This is a genomic window from Streptomyces narbonensis (genome assembly GCF_014649015.1).
In the GTDB taxonomy this organism is placed as follows: domain Bacteria; phylum Actinomycetota; class Actinomycetes; order Streptomycetales; family Streptomycetaceae; genus Streptomyces; species Streptomyces narbonensis.
The window spans coordinates 202,277-226,683 of sequence record NZ_BMSF01000003.1 but is presented as its reverse complement, the minus strand read 5'-3'; the positions used below and the strand labels follow the sequence as shown (position 1 = coordinate 226,683).

Sequence of the window (24,407 nt, the reverse complement as noted above, 5' to 3'; positions counted from 1 at the left end):
GCGGCACGTCGGCAACAGCCCTTTCGGGTTACGGAGTGGGAAAGTGTTCGGTGGACGATCGTTGCCGAACATGGAGGAGTCAGGACGTGACGCAGGAACACGCGACCTCGCAGGCCCCGCAGGTGACGGTGCGTGGCGAGGGCCGGCTGGAGGTCGATCCCGAGTTCGCCCGGATCTGGGTGACGGTCTCCGCGCGCGGCACGGACCGCTCGGCGACGCTGGCGGAGCTGACCCGGCGGAACGCCCAGGTGCTCGACCTCGTCAAGGCGCAGGGGGAGACCGTCGACAAGCTGGAGACGGGCCGGTTCTCGATCTCGCCCGAGCTCGGCAGGCGCGGGCGCGGCGAGCGGGTGCACGCCTATGTGGGCCGGGTCCGGCTGACAGCCGAGCTGACCGACTTCACCGCCCTCGGCGAGCTGGTGACCCGCCTCGCCGACCTGGAGATGACGGGGGTCGACGGCCCGTGGTGGGAGCTGCGGCCGGACTCCCCGGCGTACGCGGAGGCGCGGCGCCTCGCGGTGACGGAGGCCGTGCAGCGGGCGCGGGCCTACGCGGAGGCGCTTGGCACCTCGCTGGCCTCACTCCTCGAACTCTCGGACGCCGGACTCGCGGGCGCCGGCCTCTCGCCGACGTCCCCGGTCTTCGCCGCGGCGCCGGCGGGCTTCGCGACTGAGCGGGCCGGCGAGGCCCCTCCGCTGGACCTCGAACCGCAGCGACAGACGGTCACGGCCGAGGTCGTCGCGCGCTTCACGATGGTGCCGCCCGCACTCTGAGCCAAACGGCGCGAGGGCGCGAAAATCGCTCATCAGAGCACGCCGGTGCACAGATTCAAGACTTGTCAACAACCTTTCACGGAAAGGTTGTTGAGTAGTCATGCCACACCAATTTCCTACTGATGGGTAAGGCCTAGGCTCGACTCATGCGCCGAGCGAAAATCGTTTGTACCCTTGGGCCCGCCACCGAAACATACGACCAGATCAAGGCGTTGATCGAGGCCGGAATGGACGTGGCCCGCTTCAACCTCAGCCACGGCACCTACGCCGAACACGAGGAGCGCTACCAGCACGTACGCAAAGCCTCCGACGAGACCGGCCGCAGCATCGGCGTCCTCGCCGACCTTCAAGGCCCGAAGATCCGCCTCGGCCGCTTCCGCGAAGGCCCCGTACTCCTTGAACGCGGCGACGAGTTCACCATCACCGTCGAACCCACCGAGGGCGACCGCCACTGCTGCGGGACCACCTACCCCGGCCTCGCCGCCGACGTCACCACAGGCGAACTCATCCTCGTCGACGACGGCCGCGTCACCCTGGAAGTCACCTCCGTCGAAGGCCCCCGGGTGAACACCCTGGTCATCGAAGGCGGCATGGTCTCCGACCACAAGGGCCTCAACCTCCCCGGCGTCGCCGTCTCCGTACCCGCACTCTCCGACAAGGACATCGAAGACCTCCGCTGGGCCCTGCGCACCGGCGCCGACGTCATCGCCCTTTCCTTCGTCCGCAGCGCCCAGGACATCGAGGACGTCCACCGGATCATGGACGAGGAGGGCCGCCGACTGCCCGTCATCGCCAAGATCGAGAAGCCCCAGGCCGTCGAGAACATCGAGGAGATCGTCGCCGCCTTCGACGGCATCATGGTCGCCCGCGGCGACCTCGGCGTCGAAATGCCCCTGGAACAGGTGCCGATCGTCCAGAAGCGCGCGGTCAAGCTCGCCAAGCGCAACGCCAAGCCCGTCATCGTCGCCACCCAGATGCTCGACTCCATGATCGACAACTCCCGCCCCACCCGCGCCGAGGCCAGCGACGTGGCCAACGCCGTCATCGACGGCACCGACGCCGTCATGCTCTCCGGCGAGACCAGCGTCGGCCGCCACCCCATCGAGACGGTCCGCACCATGAGCCGCATCGTCGAAGCCGCCGAGGAAGACGTCCTCGCCAAGGGCCTCCCGCCCCTCACCGACCGAAACAAGCCCCGCACCCAAGGCGGCGCCGTCGCCCGCGCCGCCGCCGAGATGGGCGACTTCCTCGGCGCCAAGTTCCTCGTCGCCTTCACCCAGTCCGGCGACACGGTCAAGCGACTCTCCCGCTACCGCTCACCCATCCCCCTCCTCGCCTTCACCCCGGACCCGGCGACGCGCTCGCAGCTCAACCTCACGTGGGGCGTCGAGACCTTCCTCGGCCCGCACGTCGACTCCACGGACGCGATGGTGGCCCAGGTCGACGAGGAACTCCTGCGGATCGGCCGCTGCAGGCCGGGCGACATCGTGGTCATCACGGCGGGTTCCCCGCCGGGCGTCGCCGGCTCGACGAACCTGGTCCGGGTTCACCACATCGGTGAGCCCCTGACGTAGGGGTCAGTGCTTGGGCCCCACGTGGAGGTCCATGAGCGCGACGGAGGCCTTGCGGGCGACGGAGATGTTGTACGGGTCGGTGCCTCGGGCGGTGGTCGTCCACTCGACACCGACCCTGGTGAGGGCGTCGCCACACAGCTTCCGAATGTCGTCCGACTTGTTGGTGAAGAAGTACCGGGGGTACTCGTACCGCTTGCGCTCTCCTCCGACAAGGCGTGTGGTCCAGTTGGTGATCCGGCACCCGTCGGACTGGATGAGGCCACGGATGAACTCCCAGGGGTGCGCATCGACGATCTTCTGCTGCCAAGCTTCGAGCGCGATGTGTCGTTCGTGCTTCTTGCCAGGGCCGTGCTGGGGGAAGAGGCAGGTCAGGTGCAACGAGTACACCTTGATGTTGTGACAGCCCTTCCTGCGTACGCGGCATGTAGCGTTGTCCGGGAACACCCGGCGCATGGACGTCTCGGCCTCGCCCTGTACCCCTGGCCAGGCGTCATCGAGTGCGATCATGAGGTTCGGAGTCCGGTGGGCCGAGTAGTGGCTGATGTGCCCGTCGCCGAGATAGAGGCCTAGGAGGTGCGCGTACGCTCTCGCATTCAATTCCCGGCCGTCACAACGGGGGCACTTGGGGTCAGGCCTGCCCGGGCATTCGCCGCGTTTAGCGCGGTCCACGTGTTTCCAGTAGCTGATGGTGCCGAGGGGGACATTGAGCTTGCGGGCGACGTCAGCGTTCTTCGTGCCGCCGCGCAGGAGCGTGAGCGCCCGCTGGCGTACCTCTGTTCCATGGAAATGCATGCGCTCGATGGTGACTGGTTCGCACCGGCCGCAGGGCGCAGATGATCAGGCTTCACGCGTGTGGGTGACGACCGCTCACTGATCGCTTGGCCTTGGAATTGAAGGAAAAGTGCCCCAGGTGGGATTCGAACCCACACTGTCCGCTGTTTGAGAGCGGCCTCTCTGACCAGTTGGAGTACTGGGGCCTTAGAAAGCGAGGGCGCTACGGCCCCTGCGGGGCACCACATTACAGGAGCTAGGTAGGCTCAGGGGAGCAGTACTTGCCCCGCAACGAGGAGCCCGCGTGACCGCCCCCGAGTCGCCCCAGCCCGCCGACGACGCCGAGCCGTCGCACGTCCCGCCGCTGACGACCCGCGTCGTCATCGCCGAGGACGAGGCGCTCATCCGCCTCGACCTCAAAGAGATGCTGGAGGAAGAGGGCTACACGGTCGTCGGTGAGGCCGGTGACGGCGCCACCGCCGTCGAGCTCGCCCGCGAGCACCGCCCCGACCTCGTGATCCTCGACGTGAAGATGCCCGTCCTCGACGGCATCTCCGCCGCCGAGAAGATCGCCGGCGAGTCCATCGCCCCGGTCCTCATGCTGACCGCCTTCTCGCAGCGCGACCTCGTCGAGCGCGCCCGGGACGCCGGTGCCATGGCGTACCTGGTCAAGCCGTTCAGCAAGAGCGACGTGGTGCCCGCCATCGAGATGGCCGTCTCCCGCTTCGCCGAGCTGCGCGCTCTGGAGAAGGAGGTCGCCGACCTCTCGCTCCGTCTGGAGACCCGCAAGCTGGTGGACCGTGCCAAGTCGATCCTGCAGACCCAGTACGGGCTGACGGAGCCGGCGGCGTTCCGCTGGATCCAGAAGACGTCCATGGACCGGCGTATGTCGATGCAGCAGGTCGCCGAGGCGGTCATCGAGGACGCCGAGGAGAAGAAGGCGGCCAAGGGCCAGTAAGCGCCCCGGAGCCGCGCCTCGGAGCCGTACTCGTACCCGTACTTGTAAAGAAGGAAGGCCCGCCCCACGTCACTGTGGGGCGGGCCTTCCTTCTGAGGTGCGGACCGGTTTGGTCAGTCCTCGCCGAGGTACGCCTTGCGGACGGACTCGTCGTGGAGCAGGTTCTGGCCGGTGCCCGAGAGGACGACCTTGCCGATCTCCATGACGTGGCCCTGGTCCGCCAGGGCGAGGGCGGCCTGGGCGTTCTGCTCGACGAGCAGGATGGTGGTGCCCTGGGCCTTGAGCTCGGCGATGGTCGCCATGATCTTCTGCATCATGATCGGGGAGAGGCCCATGGAGGGCTCGTCGAGCATGAGCAGCTTCGGCTGGGACATGAGCGCGCGGCCCATGGCGAGCATCTGCTGCTCGCCGCCGGAGAGCGTGCCGGCGGCCTGCTTGCGACGTTCGCCCAGGATGGGGAAGAGGTCGTAGGCGCGCTGGACGTCCTTGGCGATGCCCGCGGTGTCCTTGCGGAGGAAGGCGCCGAGGAGGAGGTTCTCCTCGATCGTCATGCGGGGGAAGATGTGGCGGCCCTCGGGGGAGTGGGCCAGTCCCAGCGAGACGATCTTGTGTGCGGGGATCTTGCGGAGGGACTTGCCTTCGAACTTGATCTGGCCGCCGACGGGCTTGAGGAGCCCGGAGAGGGTCCGCAGGGTGGTGGTCTTGCCGGCGCCGTTGGTGCCGATGAGGGTGACGACCTCACCGGCGTTGACGGAGAAGGAGATGCCCTTGACGGCCTCGATCTTCCCGTAGGCGACGCGCAGGTCCTCGACTTCGAGCAGTGCGGTCATGCGTCGTTCTCCTTGCCCGAAGCAGGGTCGTGCGGGGTGTCCTCCGAGGACTCCGGGGTGTCGGAGGACTCGGGGGCGTCCTCGGCCGGTGCCTCGTCGGCGGGCGCCTCGTCGGCGTCCTCCTCGTCGGCGTCCTCCGAGTCGGCGTCCTCCTCGGAAGGCGCGTCCTCCTCGGCGGGCGCGGCCTTGGCAGGCGCGTCCTTGGTGAGCGCGTCCTTCGCGGGGGCCTCCTCGGCGGGGGCCTCGGCCTCCGCCTCCGGCGTGGTCTCCGCGACGGGCTCGCCGAGGTACGCGGCGATGACCCGCTCGTCGCTCTGGACGGTGGTGCTGTCGCCCTCGATCAGCTTCTGGCCCTGGACGAGTACGGCGACCCGGTCGCAGAGGTTGAAGATGAACCGCATGTCGTGCTCGATGACGAGTACGGCGATGCCCATGTCCCGGATGGCGAAGATGAGTTCCTCGGCCGCCCGCGTCTCCTGCGGGTTCATGCCGGCGGTGGGCTCGTCGAGCAGGATCAGGCCGGGGTCGCTCGCGAGGGCGCGGGCGATCTCCAGCTTGCGCTGCTCTCCGTACGGGAGGTTCTTGGCGAGGTGCTGGGCCTTGTCCTGGAGGCCGATGAACTCCAGGAGCTCCATGGCCCGCTCGGTCGCCTCCGCCTCGGCTTTCTTGAAGCCGGGCAGACGGAGCAGCGCGGACCAGAGGCCCTGCTTCATCCGGGTGTGGCGTCCGACGAGGACGTTCTCCAGGACCGTCATGTTGTGGAAGAGACGGATGTTCTGGAAGGTGCGGGCGATGCCGGCGTCGGTGACCTTGTACGACGTGGGCGGCAGGACCGTGCCCTTGTACCGGACTTCGCCCTCGGTGGGGACGTAGAGACCGGTGAGGCAGTTGAAGAAGGTGGTCTTGCCGGCGCCGTTGGGGCCGATGAGGCCGACGATCTCGCCGCTGTTGACGGTCAGGTTCACATCGCGCACGGCGGTGAGGCCGCCGAAGCGCATGGTGACCCCGCGGGCGTCGAGAACGGTCTCGCCGGCGGTCGGCGCGTTGGTGGCGTCGGCGGTCTTCGTGGTGGTCGTCATGGTTCAGGCACCTGCCTTGGCGGGCGTGGCGGGCGTCTCGTCGTGCTCGTGGAACTCCAGCTGGTTGCGCCGGTTGGCGATCATGCCCTCGGGGCGGAAGCGCATGAGGAGGATCAGGGCGACGCCGAAGGCGAAGAGCTGGTACTCGCCCATGAACTGGAGCTTGTTCGGGATGAGGAAGAGCAGCGAGGCGCCGACCAGCGGACCGCTCATCGTGCCCATGCCGCCGAGGACGACGGCCGCGAGCAGGAAGGCGGAGTTGGGCGGGATGGGACCGGCGAAGAGGTACTGCTCCGGTGTCACCGTGTAGGTGACGTGGGCCTGCACGGTGCCGGCGAGACCGGCGAGCGAGGCACCGAGCGCGAAGGCGATGAGCTTGACCCGGAAGCCGTTGATGCCCATGGCGAGCGCGGCGGTCTCGTCCTCGCGGATGGCGACCCAGGCGCGGCCGATACGGGAGTCGCCGCTGCGCCGGAAGACCAGCACGACGACTGCCATGATCAGCAGCATCAGGAAGAAGTAGTTCGCGAAGCGGCCGATGGTGAAGCCGCCGATCGCGTGCTCCGCGCCGAAGTCGAACCCGAAGATGTTCAGGTTCGGGATGGACGCGATGCCGTTGGAGCCGTTGGTGATGTCCGGACCGGAGGTGCCGTCGGTGTTCATGACGGCGATGCGGAAGATCTCACCGAAACCGAGCGTCACGATGGCGAGGTAGTCGCCGCGCAGCCGCAGGGTCGGGGCACCGATGAGGACACCGAAGACCAGGGAGGCTCCGGCGCCGACCAGGACGGCGGCCCAGAAGGGGAGGTGCACGCCGAACGGGGAGGTCGGGGCGCCCGAGACGAGGGCGGCCGCGTAGGCGCCGACGCCGAGGAAGGCGACGTAGCCGAGGTCGAGGAGACCGGCGAGGCCGACGACGATGTTCAGGCCCAGGGCGACCGTGGCGAAGATCAGGATGTAGACGCCGAGCGTCGCGTACTGGTCGTCGGTCTGGGTGAAGGGGAACAGCGCCGCCGCGATGAACGCACCCGCGATGGTGAGGTTCTGGTGCTTCTTGGTGAGCTGCGTGGCCTGCTGCATGAGGCCGGACTTGTTGATCGCGGCGAAGCCGAGGCCGGCCGTGATCAGGAAGCCGACGAACAGCTCGTCGTACTCGGTGCCGACGCCGTAGGTGAAGACGCCGAGCGCCACGGCGAGGATGCCCGTGATGATCAGGATCTCGACCGAGGAGTGCATCGGGGGCAGCTTGCGGGCGGTGCCGGTGGCGGCGAAGGCGCCCTTGAAGGCCGTCCAGCCGTTGCCGGCGCGGTGCTTGAGCTGGTCCCAGCCGGTGTCCTCGGGGTCCACGGGGTGCACCGAGGGCCGCTGGAAGGGGAGCGCGAGGGCGCCGAGCAGGGTGAGCAGGGTGGTGAGCGCGACGATCGCGCCGCCCGGCTCCAGGTTGACCGGGCCGCCCAGCGAGATGCTGATCGCGGCGACGGTGTACCAGGTGGTGCCGAAGGTGGCGAGCGCGGCGACCTTGACGGCCGCGTCGGCGCCGGCCGGGGTCAGCCAGCGGGTGCCCTTGACGCCGTAGGAGGAGAGGGCGAAGAGGGCGGTGAGCAGGCCCAGGACGAGGACCTGGAGCTGCAGGCCGGCCGGGGAGCCGTAGTACGTGAGGTCGCCGGGGAACGTGGGCGTCCAGGTCCAGGCGAGGAAGCAGCTGGCGACGGTGAGGACGGAGCCGCCCAGGACGAGGGCGCGGGCTGCCTTGGCCGGCAGGAAGCCGATCAGGCCGGTCGCCTCGTCCCGCTTGGCGACCGATGCCGCCTGGGTGTTCTCGGAGATGGTGGTCATGGTGCTCACGCCCTGTCCGCGACGCGCTCGCCCAGGAGGCCTTGTGGCCGGGCGAGGAGTACGACGATGAGGAGTACGAAGGCCCAGACGTCGGCCCAGGACTGGCCGCCGAGCTGCTCCATACCGGGGATGTGGCTGACGTACGCCGTCGCCATGGTCTCGGCGATACCGAGGACGACTCCGCCGATCATGGCTCCGTAGATGTTGCCGATTCCGCCGAGGACGGCGGCCGTGAAGGCCTTGAGTCCGAGGAGGAAGCCCATCTTGTAGTCGACGACGCCGTACTTGAGGCCGTAGGCGACCGCGCCGACGGCGGCCATCGCGGCGCCGAGGGCGAAGGCGATCACGATGATCCGGTCCGTGTTGACGCCCATGAGCTTCGCGGTGTCCGGGTCCTGCGCCGTGGCCTGCATGCCGCGGCCGACACGGGTCCGCATGACGAAGAAGGCGAGGACGGCCATGCAGATCGGGGCGGCGATCAGCAGGAAGACGTCACCGGTCTGGATGGTGATCGGGCCGAGTTCGATCGGACCGCCGGGGATCTGCGGGAAGGTCCGGGCGGACTTCGCCTCCGGGTACCACACCCACACCGCGTACTGCAGGGCGAGTGAGAGGCCGATGGCCGTGATGAGCGGGGCGAGGCGGGGGCCACCCCGTAGCGGACGGTAGGCGAACCGTTCCGCTCCGACGGCTATGGTGGTCGCGACGATCACGGCACCGATGATCATGACGGGCAGCGCGACCCACATGCTGGTGCCGCCGGGAAGGATGAGCCAGACCGTGAGCGCCCCGAAGCCGCCGGTCATGAAGATCTCGCCATGGGCGAAGTTGATGAGCTGGACGATGCCGTAGACCATCGTGTAGCCGACGGCGACGAGCCCGTACATGGATCCCAGTAGCAGGCCGTTGACCAGCTGCTGCGGCAGTTCGTTCACCGCATTGTCCTCCGAGACTTTCGACGGATGTGACACCGCGCGGGGAGCCTGGTGCGGCCCCCCGCGCGGTGAAAGTGGTGCTGAGTGGTGCTGAGTACTGCGGTGCGGGGCTGTTGATCAGCCGCCGAAGGTGTCGGACTTGACCGGCTTGAACGCGCCGCCCTCGACCTTGTAGACCGTCAGCTGCTTGTTGGTGGTGTCACCGAACTCGTCGAAGGAGACCTTGCCGGTCACGCCCTCGAAGGAGACGCCCTGCATGGCCTCGACGACCTTGGCGCGCTCCGGGGCCTTGCCGCCGTTGCCCTCGGTGGCCTTCTTGACGGCCTCGATGATCGCCCAGGTGGAGTCGTAGGCGTAACCGCCGTAGGCCTCGTAGGCCTCCTTGTAGCCCTTGGCCTTGTAGTTGGCCAGGAACTCCTTGGCGGAGTCGAGGGACTCGATCGGCGCGCCGACCGAGGTGGCGATGTCGCCGTTGGTCGCGGCCGCGCCACCGAGCTTCACGTACTCGGGGCTGTAGATCGCGTCGCCGCCGACGACGACGACCTTCGCACCGGCTTCCTTGATCTGCTTGGCCAGCGGGCCGGCGGCCGGGTACTCGCCACCGTAGTAGACGACGTCGGCGCCGGAGCTCTTGACCTTGGTGGCGACCGCGGAGAAGTCCTTGGTGTCGGGGTTGATGTGCTCGGTGCCGAGGACCTTGCCGCCCAGCTTCTCGAACTCGCCCTTGAAGGTGCCCGCGAGGCCGGCGCCGTAGGTCTTCTTGTCGTCGATGATGAAGGCCTTGGTCTTCTTGGCCTCGTTGTAGACGTACTGCGCGGCGAACGGGCCCTGGATGGCGTCCGTGGTGGCCGTGCGGAAGTAGGACGCGTACGTGCGCTTCTTCTCGCCGCTGCTCCAGTTGATGCCCTGGCTCAGCGCCGGGTTGGTGTTGGCCGGGGAGACCTGCACCAGCTTCGCGTCGTCGAAGACCTTCTGCATCGACTCGGCGACGGAGGAGTTCAGCGGGCCGACGACGCCGAGGACGGTCTTGTCGGCGACGAACTTGGTCGCGTTCTGCTGGCCGGCGGAGGGCTGCGCCTGGTCGTCCAGGGACTCCAGCTTGAAGGTCACGCCCTTGACGTAGGACTTCTCGTTGGCCGTCTTGACCGCGAGGTCGGCCGAGTTCTTGATGCCGAGACCCAGGGCGGACAGCTCACCCGTGAGGGGCGCGTCGAGGCCGATGGTCACGGTGACGTTGCCGCCGTCGCCGCCCTTCTCGGCCCCCTTGTCGTCGCGCGAACCACAGGCGGTGAGGGTGAGTGCTCCCGCGGTGACAGCGGTGGTGAGTATGAGCATCGAACGGTTTCGCACGAAGGGTCCTTTCCCTGGCGCGGCCCCCTCGGATGAGGCGGTGCCGTGAAGCTGCGGAGCGAGGGGTGCCGTTGTCGAACGCCGGGCCGTACTGGGGTGGTACTAGGGCCGTGCCGTAGGACGCGCCCGGCGGCGCGGTGACTGGCGGTGACTCTAAGCGCAGGTGGGGAGGGTCGGGGAGGACCGAGGACAGGATGTGACTGTCTTGTTATGCCGACGGGGAAAGAGTGTGCGTGGCGGTAGGGAATACCAGGGCATAGCGGTCGGTAATGCGGTGTTCACATAGTGAGAACGCGCAGTTCCGCTAAGGGGCTTGAGCGATTCTTGGTACTGACGGTCCGCTGAGCGGACTCTCCGGATATCGGACAGTGGCAGAAAGCTCAGCGGACGAATCGGCCCTTCCGTTCCGCCCGGATTTCCCCCGTTCACCTCCCGATTGAAGATCACGGAGAGTGACAATGGGTGGAATCGAAGAGAGGGGCGACGAAATCGAAAAGGGGACGACGAAGGGGCGGCACCCCGAAGGGTGCCGCCCCTTGATCGTCCGTCCGATCGTCCGTCCTGGCCCGTCAGTCGCCCGTGACGATCCCCGCGTCCTTCGCGGTGACCTCGCGCAGCAGGCAGGTCAGCCGCGCCGAGCAGACACGCTTGTCCTGCTCGTCGGTGATGACGATCTCGTACGTGGCGGTGGACCGCCCGCGGTGCACGGGGGTCGCCACACCGGTCACGATGCCGCTGCGCACTCCGCGGTGGTGGGTGCAGTTGAGGTCGACGCCGACCGCGATCTTCGACACCCCGCCGTGCAGCATCGAACCGATCGAGCCCAGCGTCTCGGCGAGCACCGCAGAGGCGCCGCCGTGGAGGAGCCCGTAAGGCTGCGTGTTGCCCTCCACCGGCATCGTGCCGACGACCCGCTCGGCCGAGGCCTCCACGATCTGTACGCCCATCCGGTTGCCGAGGTGCCCGGCGGAGAAGAGCGCGGGCAGGTCGACGCCGAGTGCCGCGTACTCGTCGATGACCTCCTGCGGGAACTTCACGTGCTGCTGTTCACCCATGGCCCGGCTCCGTTCGTCTTCGTACGGCATCGCTCGATCGCCTGAGCAAACGCTTAGGCGGACTGTGATTGTTCCAGACGGACGATCACGGACTTGCTGGCGGGTGTGTTGCTGACGTCCGCCGTGGACTCCAGCGGTACGAGGACGTTCGTCTCCGGGTAGTAGGCCGCCGCGCAGCCCCGGGACGTCGGGTAGTGGACGACCCGGAAACCGGGCGCCCGCCGCTCGGTCCCGTCCGTCCACTCGCTCACCAGATCCGTGTACGCCCCGTCGGCGAGCCCGAACGCCGCCGCGTCCTCGGGGTGCACCAGGACGACCCGGCGGCCGCCCTTGATGCCCCGGTAGCGGTCGTCGAGACCGTAGATCGTGGTGTTGTACTGGTCGTGCGAGCGGAGCGTCTGGAGCAGCAGCCGGCCCTCCGGCACCTCCGGGTACTCGACGGGCGCGGCGGTGAAGTTGGCCTTGCCGGTCTTCGTGGGGAAGCGGCGCTCGTCGCGCGGGCCGTGCGGCAGCGCGAAGCCGCCCGCGTTCGCCGCGAGTCGGGCGTTGAAGTCCTCGAAGCCGGGCACCACGCGTGCGATCCGGTCCCGGATCGTGGCGTAGTCCGCCTCGAACTCCTCCCAGGGCGTGGCCGATCCGGCCCCGAGGGCGGCCCGGGCCATGCGCGCCACGATCGCCGGCTCGGACAGCAGGTGCGGGCTCGCCGGCGGCAGATTGCCGCGCGAGGCGTGCACCAGGCTCATCGAGTCCTCGACCGTCACGATCTGACGGCCGCTCTTCTGCACGTCCTTGTCGGTGCGCCCGAGCGTGGGCAGGATCAGCGCGCGCGTGCCCGTGACCGCGTGCGAGCGGTTCAGCTTCGTCGACACGTGGACCGTCAGACGGGCGTTGCGCATCGCCGCCTCCGTCACCTCCGTGTCGGGCGTCGCCCCCACGAAGTTGCCGCCCATCGCGAAGAACACCTTCGCCTCGCCATCGCGCAGCGCCTGGATCGAGCGCACGACGTCGTAGCCGTGATGGCGCGGCGAGACGATCCCGAACTCCTTGTCCAGGGCGTCCAGGAAGGCCGGCGCGGGGCGCTCGAAGATGCCCATCGTCCGGTCGCCCTGCACGTTCGAATGGCCGCGCACCGGGCACACGCCCGCGCCCGGCCGTCCGATGTTCCCGCGCAGCAGGAGGAGGTTGACCACCTCGCGGATGGTCGGCACGGAGTGCTTGTGCTGCGTGAGCCCCATCGCCCAACAGACGATCGTCCGCTCCGAGGCGAGCACCATCTCCAGCGCCCGCTCGATCTCGGCGCGCGTCAGACCGGTCGCGGCGAGCGTCTCGTCCCAGTCGGCCGCCCGCGCCGCCTCGGTGAACTCCTCGTACCCGTGGGTGTGCTCCCGTACGAAGTCCTCGTCGACCGCCCCGGGCGTCTCCAGGACCAGCTTGTTGAGCAGCCGGAAGAGGGCCTGGTCGCCGCCGATCCGGATCTGGAGGAAGAGGTCGGTGAGCGCGGCGCCCCTGAGCATGCCCTGCGGGGTCTGCGGGTTCTTGAACTTCTCCAGACCCGCCTCCGGCAGCGGGTTCACCGAGATGATCCTGGCGCCCGCGGCCTTCGCCTTCTCCAGGGCCGAGAGCATCCGGGGGTGGTTCGTACCCGGGTTCTGCCCGGCGACGACGATCAGGTCCGCGCGGTGCAGGTCCTCCAGGGAGACGCTGCCCTTGCCGATCCCGATCGTCTCCGTCAGCGCCGAACCCGAGGACTCGTGGCACATGTTGGAGCAGTCCGGGAGGTTGTTCGTGCCGAACTCGCGGGCGAAGAGCTGGAGCAGGAACGCGGCCTCGTTGCTGGTCCGGCCCGACGTGTAGAACAGCGCCTCGTCGGGGGATCCCAGGGCCCGGAGCTCCTCGGCGATGATCGCGAAGGCCCGCTCCCAGGTCACCGGCTCGTACCGCTCGCCGCCCTCCGGCAGGAGCATGGGCTGCGTGATCCGGCCCTGCTGGCCCAGCCAGTACCCGCTGCGGGTCGCCAGGTCCGCGACCGGGTGCGTGGCGAAGAACTCCGGGGTCACCCGGCGCAGCGTCGCCTCCTCGGCGACCGCCTTCGCGCCGTTCTCGCAGAACTCCGCGACGTGCCGCTTGTCCTCCTCCGGCCATGCGCAGCCGGGACAGTCGAAGCCGTCCTTCTGGTTGACCTTGAGGAGGGTCCGGGCGGTGCGGCCGAGACCCATCTGCTCCCGCGCGATCCGCAGGGTGTGCCCGATGGCGGGCAGGCCCGCTGCGGCGTGCTGCGGCGGCGTGACCTGCGGTGCGTCCTGGACCGGGTCACCGGCCGGCGGCTTGCTGACCATCGCGCTCTCCCTTGAGCGGTAATCCTGTGGTGTACGTCTCCGATCCTGTCACGCGCCACTGACGGCGGGACGGGCCGGGCAGCTCGACGGGGCACGGGCGACCGGGAATGTCAGTGGGGCGTGGGAGGATCGTTCCGTGGCCGAGACAGCATCGAAGAAGACCGAGAAGACCGAAGCGGACCGCCCGCGACTCCTCCTCATGGACGGGCACTCCCTGGCGTACCGCGCGTTCTTCGCGCTGCCCGCGGAGAACTTCACCACCGCGACGGGCCAGCCGACGAACGCGATCTACGGTTTCGCCTCGATGCTGGCGAACACCCTGCGCGACGAGGCGCCCACGCACTTCGCCGTCGCGTTCGACGTGTCCCGCAAGACGTGGCGGTCCGAGGAGTTCCCCGAGTACAAGGCGAACCGCTCGAAGACCCCCGACGAGTTCAAGGGGCAGGTCGAGCTGATCGGCGAGCTCCTCGACGCGATGCACGCGCCGCGCTTCGCCGTCGACGGCTTCGAGGCCGACGACGTCATCGCGACCCTCGCCACCCAGGCCGAGGCCGAGGGCTTCGAGGTCCTGATCGTCACCGGCGACCGCGACTCGTTCCAGCTGGTCAGCGAGCACACCACCGTGCTCTACCCCACCAAGGGCGTCTCCGAGCTGACCCGCTTCACCCCGGAGAAGGTCCAGGAGAAGTACGGCCTGACCCCCTCGCAGTACCCCGACTTCGCCGCCCTGCGCGGAGACCCGTCCGACAACCTCCCGGGCATCCCCGGCGTCGGCGAGAAGACCGCCGCGAAGTGGATCAACCAGTTCGGCTCCTTCGCCGAGCTGGTCGAGCGCGCCGAGGAGGTCAAGGGCAAGGCCGGGCAGAACTTCCGCGACCACCTGGAGTCGGTCAAGCTCAACCGCCTCCTGACCGAGATGGTCCGGGACGTCGAGCTGCCGAAGACCGTGGTGGACCTCGCCCGCGAGCCGTACGACCGCGGGGCCGTCGCGCTCGTCCTCGACACCCTGGAGATCCGCAACCCCTCGCTGCGCGAGCGGCTCCTCGCCGTCGACCCCGGCGCCGCCGAGGAGGCCGCCCCGGCCCCCGCCGCGGGCGTCGAGCTCGACGGCACCGTCCTCGGCGCGGGCGAGCTCGCCCCCTGGCTCGCCGAGCACGGCACCGAGCCCCTCGGCATCGCCACCGTCGACACCTGGGCCCTCGGCACGGGGAACGTCAGCGAGATCGCCCTCGCCGCCGCCGGCGGAGCCGCCGCCTGGTTCGAGCCCAGCGCGCTCGACGAGACCGACGAGCGGGCCTGGGCCGAGTGGATCTCCGACCCGGCCCGCCCCAAGGTCATGCACAACGCCAAGGGCGCCATGCGGGTCTTCCCCGAGCACGGCTGGAGCGTCGCCGGCGTCACCATGGACACCGCGCTCGCCGCCTACCTGGTCAAGCCCGGCCGGCGCTCCTTCGCACTCGACGCGCTCTCCGTCGAGTACCTCCACCGCGAGCTCGCCCCGGCGGCCGCCGCCGACGGCCAGCTCGCCTTCGGAGCCGACGACACCGCCGAGGCCGAGGCCCTCATGACCCAGGCGCGGGCCGTCCTCGACCTCGCCGAGGCCTTCGACGAGCGGCTCGGCGAGGTCGGGGCCCGCGAGCTCCTCCACGACGTCGAGCTGCCCACCTCCGCCCTCCTCGCCCGCCTGGAGCGACACGGCATCGCCGCCGACCGCGACCACCTGGAGGCCATGGAGCAGCAGTTCGCCGGGGCCGTGCAGCAGGCGGTGAAGGAGGCGCACGCCTCCGTCGGCCACGAGTTCAACCTCGGCTCGCCCAAGCAGCTCCAGGAGGTCTTCTTCGGCGAGCTGAACCTGCCGAAGACCAAGAAGACCAAGACCGGGTACACGACGGACGCCGACGCCCTCGCCTGGCTGGCCGCCCAGACCGAGCACGACCTGCCCGTGATCATGCTCCGCCACCGTGAGCAGGCCCGCCTGCGCTCCACGGTCGAGGGCCTGATCAAGACGGTCGCGGCGGACGACCGCATCCACACCACCTTCAGCCAGACGGTGGCCGCGACCGGGCGCCTCTCCTCCACCGACCCGAACCTGCAGAACGTGCCGGTGCGCACGGACGAGGGCCGAGCCATCCGGCACGGTTTCGTCGTCGGCGAGGGCTTCGAGGCCCTCATGACCGCGGACTACAGCCAGATCGAGCTCCGCGTCATGGCCCACCTCTCCGAGGACGAGGGCCTCATCGAGGCCTTCGCCTCCGGCGAGGACCTCCACACCACGGTCGCCTCCCAGGTCTTCGGCGTCGAGCGGTCCGCCGTCGACGCCGAGATGCGCCGCAAGATCAAGGCCATGTCGTACGGCCTGGCCTACGGCCTCTCCGCCTTCGGTCTCTCGCAGCAGCTGAACATCGACCCGGGTGAGGCCCGCGGCCTGATGGACACCTACTTCGAGCGCTTCGGCGGGGTGCGCGACTACCTCCGCCGGGTGGTCGACGAGGCCCGCGCCACCGGGTACACGGAGACGATGCTCGGCCGCCGCCGCTACCTGCCCGACCTCAACAGCGACAACCGGCAGCGCCGCGAGTCCGCCGAGCGGATGGCGCTCAACGCACCGATCCAGGGCACGGCCGCCGACATCGTCAAGGTCGCCATGCTGAACGTCGACCGCGCGCTCACCGAGGCCGGCCTCGCCTCCCGGATGCTCCTCCAGGTCCACGACGAAATCGTCCTCGAACTGGCCCCCGGCGAGCGGGACCAGGTCGAGACCCTCGTCCGCGCCCAGATGTCCGCCGCAGCCGACCTCCGAGCCCCCCTCGACGTCTCGGTGGGCGTAGGCCCGAACTGGGACTCGGCAGCCCACTGACACCCACCCCCAAGAGCGCCGCCCCCCCCAAGGGGCGGCGCTCTTGCGTACGCTCCGTGCGCGCGGCCTTCCTGCGTACGGACCTTCGTGTGGGCAATCGTTCCGTAGGGCTGGGGTCCCTCTGGGGGAGGGTGGGCACACGGGACGGCGCCCCCTGCCGGGCCCAGGCTTCCGCGCCCGGACCCCGCCCCGTCGGACCCGTCACCGTGGGTGTGCGCCAGGTGGACCACTCCGGGCGCGCCCCCGCGCCCCCGCTCCCGAGACTGGGGGCATGTTCACGAGCCGCCCCCGCTCCCACCTCCGCCTCGCGGCACTCCTCGCAGCCGTCCTGGGGACCACCGGCGCCGCCTTGCCCGCCGCCGAAGCACACCGGGAGCCCGCACTCTGCACGTCGCCCCGCGACCCCGCCCTCGCCGCCCGTATGTCCCAGGACATCACCGCCGCGCTCAGGGACCGCGACAGCACGGTCTCGGTGGCCGTCCACGACCCGGGGCGCGCACTGCGCTGCAGGCTCAGGGACACCCGGCTCTACGACTCCGCCAGCATCGCCAAGATCCTCATCATGCAGGCCGTCCTCGGCCGGGCCGAGGAGCTGGGCCGGGCCCCCACCCGCCTGGAGGCCCGGCGGCTGAAGGCCATGATCACCCGTTCCGACAACACCGCCGCCACCGACCTCTGGCAGGGCCTCTCCCGTGCCCGCCTGAACAGGGTGCTGCGCGAGGCCGGCGCCAAGGACACCGTCCTCGGCCACGACCGCTACTGGGGCCTGACCCGCACCACCGCCCGTGACCAGCTGGCCCTGCTCGCCGCCGTCTCCCGCCGTACCGAGGCACTCGACCTGATGGGCCAGGTCGTCACCAGCCAGGCCTGGGGTGTCACCGCCGGCGCGCCCGGCACGGTCAAGGTCCACCTCAAGAACGGCTGGCTGCCCCGCGCCACCCACGCCTGGCGCGTCCACAGCATCGGCATCGCCCTGAGCTCGGGCACGGGCGGCACGGCCACACTCGACTACCGAATGGCTCTGCTCAGCCACGACAACCCCACCATGCGGTACGGGGTACGCACCCTGGAGGGCGTCGCCCTCGCCGTGCACCGCGGCCTCGCCGGCGGCACTGCGGCCCGTGGCTTCACCCCCGAGTACAGGATCAGCGGGACCCCGGACGGGAGCGTTCCGTACGACGCACCGGAACCTCACCCTCCCGCCCCGGCGCACCCTCCGCAGGAGTGGGGGACTTCCCCAGGAGTCGTGCCCCCGTCCCGTACAGCACGAGACCGACGGCGAGCCCCGCGCCGGCCCCGAAGCAGGCCGTCGGGATGACGTCCAGGGGCGTCTCGATCCGGCCCCAGCCCCAGTACGCCGCCCAGCGCAGCACCCGGTGTGCGACACCGGCGAGGACGCAGCCGCCGATGAGGCCGATCGCGAGGAGCCGTCCCCGCGGGCCCGGGACCGGCACCCGGGCGGGCAGCTCCGTGCCGGGCGCGGTGGAGCGCAGCGCCCGGAACACGAACCGGCAGAGGAACCCCAGGGCCAGCGCGGAACCCCCGTACTGCGCGTAGAGATAGACGGGGAACCCGGCCACGACCTCGCCGAGGACGGGGACCGCCTGCGTGCCCCAGCGGTCGAGGTGGGTGAAGGAGTCCCAGACCACGTGGGTCGTCGAACCGAGCACCGCCGAGAGGAAGAACCAGCCCGCGAGGACCGCCGTGTGCCGGTCCCGCCAGGTACGCCCCCGGACGAGCCCGTACACCCGCCCGCGCCACCGGACGGGCAGCAGTGCGACGAGCGGCTCGCGCACGACGAGCCACAGGCCCACGAGTGCCGCGGTGATCAGCACGTCGGCCGTGACGATCCCGACGGGGGAGTGGGTGACGTCGCCGAAGACCATCGCTCCGGGCACCGCCGTGGCCGCGAAGTAGGTCATGTCGGGCGCGAAGGAGCCCGCGACGAGCGCGGAGGCGACCAGTGGTCCGCGCGCGGTCCCGTCCCGCCGCAGCCCGGGCAGGACGGCGGCGGCATGGCTCAGCGTGAACGGCAAGGGGACTCCACTCGGTTCCGGTGGCGCCGCCGTGGCGGGCGACTGCCGCAGTACAAGAGGTGCGGGACCCGCAGGTCGGTTCCCGTTACCGGCCGTTCGGCCCCCATGCCTGCGGAGGTCACCGGTCCGGCTCCGGTCGGCACGAGGCCGAGTGGTGACGAAAGCGTGAAACACGGTCAGGCGCCGGTGCCCGGCGGTCCGGAGTTGGCATAAGGTCGCCGGAGGTCACACGCGGGGAGCGTGGGACGCAGTCGATGGGGAGGGGACCACAGGTATGGCAGCGCAATTGGGCCGCCGGCTGCGCAAGGGGGCCACGAGCGGTGCGGTGGTGGCCGCGGCGGTCGCGGCGCTCGCCGCCTCGCAGGCGCCGGAGATGATCCCGCCGCCCGCGGACAACGCCGGAGGCGACCGGGCCATCGGCACCGGGGACACCACGACGCCGCCGTCCGACGGTTCCGCGACGGGCGATTCCCCGTACTTCACCGAACTGCCGCCCCTGAACACCCCGAACAAGCCGGGGGCGCCCACCAAGCTGCCGGTGATCACCGGCCCCGCCGAGGCCGGCATACCCGCGTCCGTCCTCGCCGCCTACAAGCGCGCCGAGGCGTCGGTCCGCTCGACCGACCCCGCCTGCAACCTGCCGTGGCAGCTGCTCGCCGGCATCGGCAAGGTCGAGTCCGGGCAGGCGCGCGGCGGTGGCGTCGATGCCAACGGCACGACCCTCTCGCCGATCCTCGGCCCCGCCCTCAACGGCGTCGGCTTCGCCAACATCTCGGACACCGACGACGGCGCCTACGACGGCGACAAGATCCACGACCGTGCCGTCGGCCCGATGCAGTTCATCCCGTCGACCTGGGCGACCTGGGGTCAGGACGCCAACGGCGACGGCAAGAAGGACCCCAACAACATCTACGACGCCGCGCAGGCCGCCGGTCTCTACCTCTGTGCCAACGACCGGAACCTCGCGCTCAGGGCCGACCTCGACCGCGCCGTCCTCAGCTACAACCGCTCGACGGAGTACCTGAACACGGTCCTGTCCTGGTTCGAGTACTACAAGCGGGGCACCCACCAGGTCCCGGACGGCACGGGAGTGCTGCCGGTCGACCGCAGCGACGACCGCCGCCGGAACGACCGCACCAAGCCCCGCCCGCCGTACTCGCCCCAGCCGACGACGCCCGCGCCGACGACGCCCACGCCGGAGCCGGGGAAGCCGGACCCGAAGCCGTCCGAGACGGGGGTCCCCCCGAAGACCCCGCCGACGACGGACCCGAGCAAGACCCCGACCAACCCGACCACTCCGCCCACCACCCCGCCGACGAAGCCGACCGACCCGCCGACGACGACTCCCACCGTCCCGCCGGCGGTCAAGGTCAAGCGGCTCACTCCCGTGTCGACCGGTGCGCTGACGGCCACCACCGGGAACGTCTTCGCCAAGGCCCCCACGGTCGCGACACTCGACGCCTCGGGCGCGCCGGTCGCCGGGGTGAGCATCAGGTTCGAGATCGTCGGAACCACCGACGCCCGCTTCGCCGGTGGCAAGACCACGGCCACCGTCCTCACCGGGACGAGCGGCATGGCGGCCTCTCCCGCACTGCGGGCCGGTGAGAAGACCGGCTCGTTCACCGTCCGGGCCACCGTCATGAACCGCACCCTGGCCGCCGCCGAGTTCGCCGCGTCGGTCACCGCCCGTCAGGCGGACGCCCTCACGCGCCTCGACGGCGAGGCCGCCCTGCCCGCCACCACCGGCACCGGGTTCGCCCAGCAGCTGCGGGTGAAGGCCACCCACAAGGGCGCGCTCGCCCCCGGCGTCCTCGTCACCGGTCTCGTCGTCACCTCGAAGACCGCGACCGAGGCCTCCGCCGAAGGCCCGTACTTCAAGGGCGATGCGGGCACGACGGCCCGGACGAGGACCTTCACGACCGACGCGAACGGTCTGATCACCCTCGCTCCCGGCGACCTGCTCGCGGGCGACAAGGCCGGCACGTACTTCCTCAAGCTGACGGCGCCCGGCGGCGGCAGCGTCTTCGTCGAGCTCACGGTCACGGCGCCCGCGCCCACCCCCGAGCCGTCGACCCCGGAGCCCACGCCCTCCCCGAGCGACTCCCCGGCCGACTCGCCGGAGGCGACCTCCTCCCCGTCGCCCTCGGCCTGACCGAAGGACCGCTCCCCGCGTCGCGTCCTCCAGCGCCGCCCCTCCGTCCGCACCGGACGCGAGGGGCGGCGCTCCGCGTTACCCGGGTGCAACGTGTTCTCATCTCACGGCCGCGTTGCTACGGTGCCCCCGCCCTGGCGCCCTATCAGATCGAGCAGCGGGAGGCCGACCATGCGCGCCCTTGTCGCCGTCGCCATCGGACTCGCCCCAGTCCTCCTCTTCGTCCTCCTCGTCTCCCTGGTCGATCTGCCGCCCGACGGGCCCACCTCGCCCAAGCCGCTGCTGACCGCCGACCCCGGCCCGAAGAAGTAGGGGGCGACCATGCGCCGCCGAGCCAGCCTCGTCCTCCTCGCCCTCGCCGTCTGCTGCGCCGCGATGGCACCGACCCTGCGGTGGTACGCCTTCCCGCGCCTGGCGAAGATCCCGCCGAACCAGTACCAGGAGACCGTCCTGGAAGCCCGGCCGGCGACCCTGCTCAACTACTCCACCCTCAAGGCCGAGAAGGTCGAGAAGATCACGATCATCCAGACCCTCAAGGGCAACGTGGAGGAGTCGAAGCGGATCGAACGCGACGCCGGGCGCGACGTCGTCGTCTGGGACGCCCTCGCCTACGTCACGGGCCCCGACGGCAAGATGGTCTCGAAGGTCCCCGAGCGGTACATCTTCGACGCCCACACCCAGGACCCCGTCAACGCCACCGGCGAGTCGGTCGACGGCGACCCGGTCCGGCGCGAGGGCATCGAGTTCAAGTGGCCCTTCCTCACCGAGAAGCGGGACTACCAGTACTTCGACGCCCAGACCCGCACCTCGGCCCCCATCCACTACAAGGGCACACAGACCTTCCGCGGCCTGGAGGTCTACTACTTCGAGCAGACCGTCCCCTGGACCAAGGTCCCCATGCCCAAGGCCATGCCGGTCAAGGGCATCACCCCGCAGATCCTCGCCGACTCGGGCCTCACCCGCTGGTACACCACCAAGCGCATGTTCTGGGTCGAGCCGGTCACCGGAGCTCCCGTCAACGGCGAGGAGATCCACCGCGAGGAGCTCCGCAACGCCAAGGCACTGATGGGCCAGGACACCATCACCGTCTTCGAGGGGCACGTGAAGATGCGTGGCGACTACGTCGACAGCGTCGTCGAGCTGGTCGGCTCCAACCGTCTGATGGTCATGATGCTCGTCTCCTACATGCCCTGGAGCCTCACCGTCCTGGCCCTCGCCCTCCTCGCCCTCGCCTTCTGGCTGGAGGCCCGCTCACGCCGCCCGTCGGCGCCGCCCGCACCCGTCACCCCTCCCGTCTGAGCCGCGCACTGGTGTGCCGGGTCGGCTGCGCCGCGGAGGGGTCCTCCGGCCACGGATGCCTCGGATAGCGGCCCCGCAGCTCCGCCCGGACGGCGCGGTAGCCCTCCCGCCAGAACGACGCCAGGTCGGCGGTGACGGCCGCCGGCCGTCCGGCGGGGGAGAGCAGATGGACCAGGACCGGCACGCCCGCCACCCGGGGCGTCTCGGCCAGGCCGAACATCTCCTGGAGCTTCACCGAGAGCACCGGCCGCCCGTCCCCGTACTCGACCCGTATCCGCGAACCGCTCGGCACCTCGATCCGCTCCGGCGCGAGCTCGTCCAGCCGGCCCGCCTCGCCCGTCGCCCAGGGCAGCAGCCGCCGCAGGGCCTGCCCGGCGTCGATCCTCCCCAGATCGGCCCGGCGCGCGGCCCGGGACAGCTCGGGCTCCAGCCACTCCTCGGCACGGTCGACCAGCGCCCCGTCCGCCACGTCGGGCCAGGGCGCGCCAAGCTCCCCGTGCAGGAACGCGAGCCGCTCGCGCAGCTCCGAGGCGTCCCGGCTCCACCGCAGCAAGCCGAGCCCCTCCCGCCGCAACCCGTCGAGCAGTGCCTCCCGCACGAGAGCGGGCCCGGCCCCGGACCCCAGGGGCCGCACGGTCAGCTCGACCGCGCCCAGCCGGTCCACCGAGCGCGCCACCACGTCGCCGCCCTCCCAGTGGACCTCCTCGCCCGTGGCCCGCAGATGCCCCGCCGCCCAACGGGCCGTGCCCTCGTCGACCACGGCCGCCAGCCGCACCCGTGCCGTGGCGTCCCGCGCCGTGCGGTCCGCCACCGCCACGGCCAGCCATGGGGTGGACCGCAGCCCCGAACTCTCGGAGAGCCGGGCCCCGCTGCCCGACACCATCAGATAGCCGCCCTGCTCCCGGGCCCTCGCCACCCGCTCCGGAAAGGCCAGCGCCGTCACCAACCCGGCCACGGCGTCCTCACCGCCCGCCCGCGCGCCGGGCCCTGCCCTTCCCTCGCTTCCCGCCGGTTCGGCCACCTCGCCGGCCGAACGCTCCAGGCGCCGCGCCTCCGCCTTCCACCGGGCCGCGTACCCGTCCCCGCCCCGCCGCGCCGACCGCCACGCCGCCGTCAGATCGTCCCCGTACTCCCGGGGAGGCTCCTCGCTCAGCAGCGCCACCACCTCCGCCGCCCGCCGGACACCCACCTCGGCGGCGCCGTCCAGGAGAGCCCGCCCCAGCCGGGGGTGGAGCCCGAGCCGCGCCAGCCGCCCGCCACGCTCGGTCGCGCGGCCGTCCTCGTCCACCGCGCCCACCGCCGCCAGCACGGAACGGGCCGCCGCCATCGCGCCGACGGGCGGCGCGTCGAGCAGGGCGAGCCCCTCCGCCGTCGGATCGCCCCAGCACGCGACCCGCAGGGCGAAGTCCGCGAGGTCGGCGATCCTGATCTCGGGAGAGGGGAAGCGCGCCCGGCTGCCGTCCTCGGCCTCCGCCCAGCACCGGTAGACGGTGCCGAAGGCCTCACGCATCGAGCGGCCTGACCGCTGGGTCGCCGCAGCGACCGACACCGGCACCGTCGCCAGCGACCCCAGCCCCCGCGCGTGGTCCATCCGGGGCTCCCGCGCGAGCCCCGAGTCCACGACGATCCGCACCCCGGGCACCGTCAGGCTCGACTCCGCCACCGAGGTCGACAGCACCACCCGCCGTCGCCCGCCCGGCCCGGCACCCCGCAGGACCGCGTCCTGCACCGCCGCCGGCGCCCGGCCGTGCAGCTGGAGCACCTCCGCGTCCAGTCCGGCGAGCAGCCCCGCCGTCCGCGCGATCTCCCCCGTACCGGGAAGGAAGCAGAGGACGTCCCCCTCGTGCCGCTCCATCGCCAGCCGGACCGTCGCCGCCACATGGCGCAGCAGCGCCGGGTCCACCCAGGTGCCGTGCGCGGGCCGGATCCCGGCGGGGGGAGCCGCGAACCGGACCGCGTATCCGTGCCCCTCGCCCTCGCTCCGCACGATCGGCGCGGGCCCGCTGCCGTCCACGACCGTGAGGAGCTCCGCCCAGGCCTCCGCGTCGCTCGTCGCCGAGGCCGCGATCAGCTTCAGCTCCGGCCGCAGGGCCGCGCGCACGTCCACCAGGAAGGCCAGGGCCGTGTCGGCGTCCAGGTGCCGCTCGTGGCACTCGTCGAGCAGCACCACGTCCACGCCCGCGAGCTCGGGGTCGCGTTGCAGCCGCTGCAACAGGAGACCCGTGGTCACCACCTCGACGCGGGTCGAGGGCCCCACCCGGCGGTCACCGCGCACCGAGAAGCCGACGGTCCCGCCGACCTCCTCGCCGAGCAGCCAGGCCATCCGCCGGGCAGCCGCGCGCACCGCCATCCGGCGCGGCTCGGCCACCAGCACCCGCCGCTCCGGTCCGTCCCCTATGAGCCCCGCGAGCGCGAGCGGCACCAGCGTGGTCTTGCCGGTGCCGGGCGGCGCGTGGAGCACCGCCGTGCCGCGCTCCGCGAGCGCGGTCAGCAGCTCGGGGACGGCATGGCGGACGGGAAGCAGGTCGAGTGCGTCGTTTCGGATCACGCACTCAGTCTCGTACGC

General features: G+C 70.9%; 17 protein-coding genes, 1 tRNA gene and 1 pseudogene. 8 read left to right on the top strand and 11 right to left on the bottom strand.

The window, feature by feature from the left end:
- The first annotated feature begins 86 nt into the window (after positions 1-86).
- Positions 87-773, top strand: coding sequence for an SIMPL domain-containing protein (locus IE124_RS07045; RefSeq protein ID WP_229832233.1), 687 nt, complete (start codon positions 87-89; stop codon positions 771-773).
- A 146-nt stretch (positions 774-919) separates the two neighbouring features.
- The gene (pyk, locus tag IE124_RS07040) at positions 920-2,347 is read left to right on the top strand and encodes a pyruvate kinase (protein WP_189505888.1); all 1,428 of its coding nucleotides are present in this window, start codon (positions 920-922) and stop codon (positions 2,345-2,347) included.
- A gap of 3 nt (positions 2,348-2,350) precedes the next feature.
- Here the strand turns inward: pyk and IE124_RS07035 are convergent, their stop codons facing one another.
- Together IE124_RS07035 and IE124_RS07030 are read right to left on the bottom strand one after the other, a co-directional pair.
- Positions 2,351-3,139, bottom strand: coding sequence for a helix-turn-helix domain-containing protein (locus IE124_RS07035; protein ID WP_189505886.1), 789 nt, complete (start codon positions 3,137-3,139; stop codon positions 2,351-2,353).
- A 110-nt stretch (positions 3,140-3,249) separates the two neighbouring features.
- A tRNA-Leu gene (locus IE124_RS07030) sits at positions 3,250-3,324 on the bottom strand.
- A 98-nt stretch (positions 3,325-3,422) separates the two neighbouring features.
- Between IE124_RS07030 and IE124_RS07025 the strand changes: the two genes are divergently transcribed.
- Positions 3,423-4,076 carry an ANTAR domain-containing response regulator gene (locus IE124_RS07025; RefSeq protein WP_055646376.1) on the top strand — a complete coding sequence of 218 codons (654 nt, stop codon included), beginning with the start codon at positions 3,423-3,425 and terminating at the stop codon, positions 4,074-4,076.
- A gap of 113 nt (positions 4,077-4,189) precedes the next feature.
- Here the strand turns inward: IE124_RS07025 and IE124_RS07020 are convergent, their stop codons facing one another.
- The 7 genes from IE124_RS07020 to IE124_RS06990 form a co-directional block, all read right to left on the bottom strand.
- Positions 4,190-4,906 carry an ABC transporter ATP-binding protein gene (locus IE124_RS07020; protein ID WP_030325214.1) on the bottom strand — a complete coding sequence of 239 codons (717 nt, stop codon included), beginning with the start codon at positions 4,904-4,906 and terminating at the stop codon, positions 4,190-4,192.
- Complete coding sequence (locus tag IE124_RS07015) at positions 4,903-5,985, bottom strand: ABC transporter ATP-binding protein (RefSeq protein WP_189505884.1); 1,083 nt, start codon at positions 5,983-5,985, stop codon at positions 4,903-4,905. Before IE124_RS07015 ends, IE124_RS07020 begins: the two co-directional genes overlap by 4 nt.
- Positions 5,986-5,988: 3 nt before the next feature.
- Complete coding sequence (locus IE124_RS07010) at positions 5,989-7,821, bottom strand: branched-chain amino acid ABC transporter permease (RefSeq protein WP_189505882.1); 1,833 nt, start codon at positions 7,819-7,821, stop codon at positions 5,989-5,991.
- 5 nt (positions 7,822-7,826) lie between these two features.
- Positions 7,827-8,756: a branched-chain amino acid ABC transporter permease gene (locus IE124_RS07005; protein WP_055644126.1), complete on the bottom strand. Its 930-nt coding sequence runs from the start codon at positions 8,754-8,756 to the stop codon at positions 7,827-7,829.
- 117 nt (positions 8,757-8,873) lie between these two features.
- The gene (locus IE124_RS07000; RefSeq protein ID WP_370468743.1) at positions 8,874-10,091 is read right to left on the bottom strand and encodes a branched-chain amino acid ABC transporter substrate-binding protein; all 1,218 of its coding nucleotides are present in this window, start codon (positions 10,089-10,091) and stop codon (positions 8,874-8,876) included.
- A 584-nt stretch (positions 10,092-10,675) separates the two neighbouring features.
- Complete coding sequence (locus IE124_RS06995) at positions 10,676-11,161, bottom strand: PaaI family thioesterase (protein ID WP_189505877.1); 486 nt, start codon at positions 11,159-11,161, stop codon at positions 10,676-10,678.
- 53 nt (positions 11,162-11,214) lie between these two features.
- Positions 11,215-13,497 (bottom strand): FdhF/YdeP family oxidoreductase, encoded by a 2,283-nt coding sequence (locus tag IE124_RS06990; protein ID WP_189505875.1) that lies wholly within the window; start codon positions 13,495-13,497, stop codon positions 11,215-11,217.
- A 136-nt stretch (positions 13,498-13,633) separates the two neighbouring features.
- Between IE124_RS06990 and polA the strand changes: the two genes are divergently transcribed.
- A complete protein-coding gene (gene polA / locus IE124_RS06985; RefSeq protein ID WP_189505873.1) occupies positions 13,634-16,354 on the top strand; it encodes a DNA polymerase I in 2,721 nt (906 codons plus the stop codon).
- A 271-nt stretch (positions 16,355-16,625) separates the two neighbouring features.
- Positions 16,626-17,288: pseudogene (locus IE124_RS35500) on the top strand (serine hydrolase); the annotation flags it as partial.
- Positions 17,289-17,499: 211 nt separating this feature from the next.
- Here IE124_RS35500 and IE124_RS06980 read toward each other — a convergent pair.
- On the bottom strand, positions 17,500-18,390 hold the full coding sequence (locus IE124_RS06980; protein ID WP_189505871.1) for a DUF4184 family protein: 891 nt from the start codon (positions 18,388-18,390) through the stop codon (positions 17,500-17,502).
- Positions 18,391-18,664: 274 nt separating this feature from the next.
- Between IE124_RS06980 and IE124_RS06975 the strand changes: the two genes are divergently transcribed.
- The 3 genes from IE124_RS06975 (at position 18,665) to pgfA (ending at position 21,841) form a co-directional block, all read left to right on the top strand.
- The gene (locus IE124_RS06975; RefSeq protein WP_189505869.1) at positions 18,665-20,542 is read left to right on the top strand and encodes a lytic transglycosylase domain-containing protein; all 1,878 of its coding nucleotides are present in this window, start codon (positions 18,665-18,667) and stop codon (positions 20,540-20,542) included.
- Positions 20,543-20,713: 171 nt separating this feature from the next.
- Positions 20,714-20,854, top strand: a complete 141-nt coding sequence (locus tag IE124_RS06970; protein WP_107105423.1) for an SPW_0924 family protein — start codon at positions 20,714-20,716, stop codon at positions 20,852-20,854.
- Positions 20,855-20,863: 9 nt separating this feature from the next.
- Positions 20,864-21,841 carry a cell envelope lipid trafficking protein PgfA gene (gene pgfA, locus IE124_RS06965; protein ID WP_189505867.1) on the top strand — a complete coding sequence of 326 codons (978 nt, stop codon included), beginning with the start codon at positions 20,864-20,866 and terminating at the stop codon, positions 21,839-21,841.
- Here pgfA and hrpB read toward each other — a convergent pair.
- On the bottom strand, positions 21,825-24,389 hold the full coding sequence (gene hrpB, locus IE124_RS06960) for an ATP-dependent helicase HrpB (RefSeq protein ID WP_189505866.1): 2,565 nt from the start codon (positions 24,387-24,389) through the stop codon (positions 21,825-21,827). The two genes, pgfA and hrpB, sit on opposite strands and share 17 nt — an antisense overlap.
- Between the last annotated feature and the right edge of the window lie 18 nt (positions 24,390-24,407).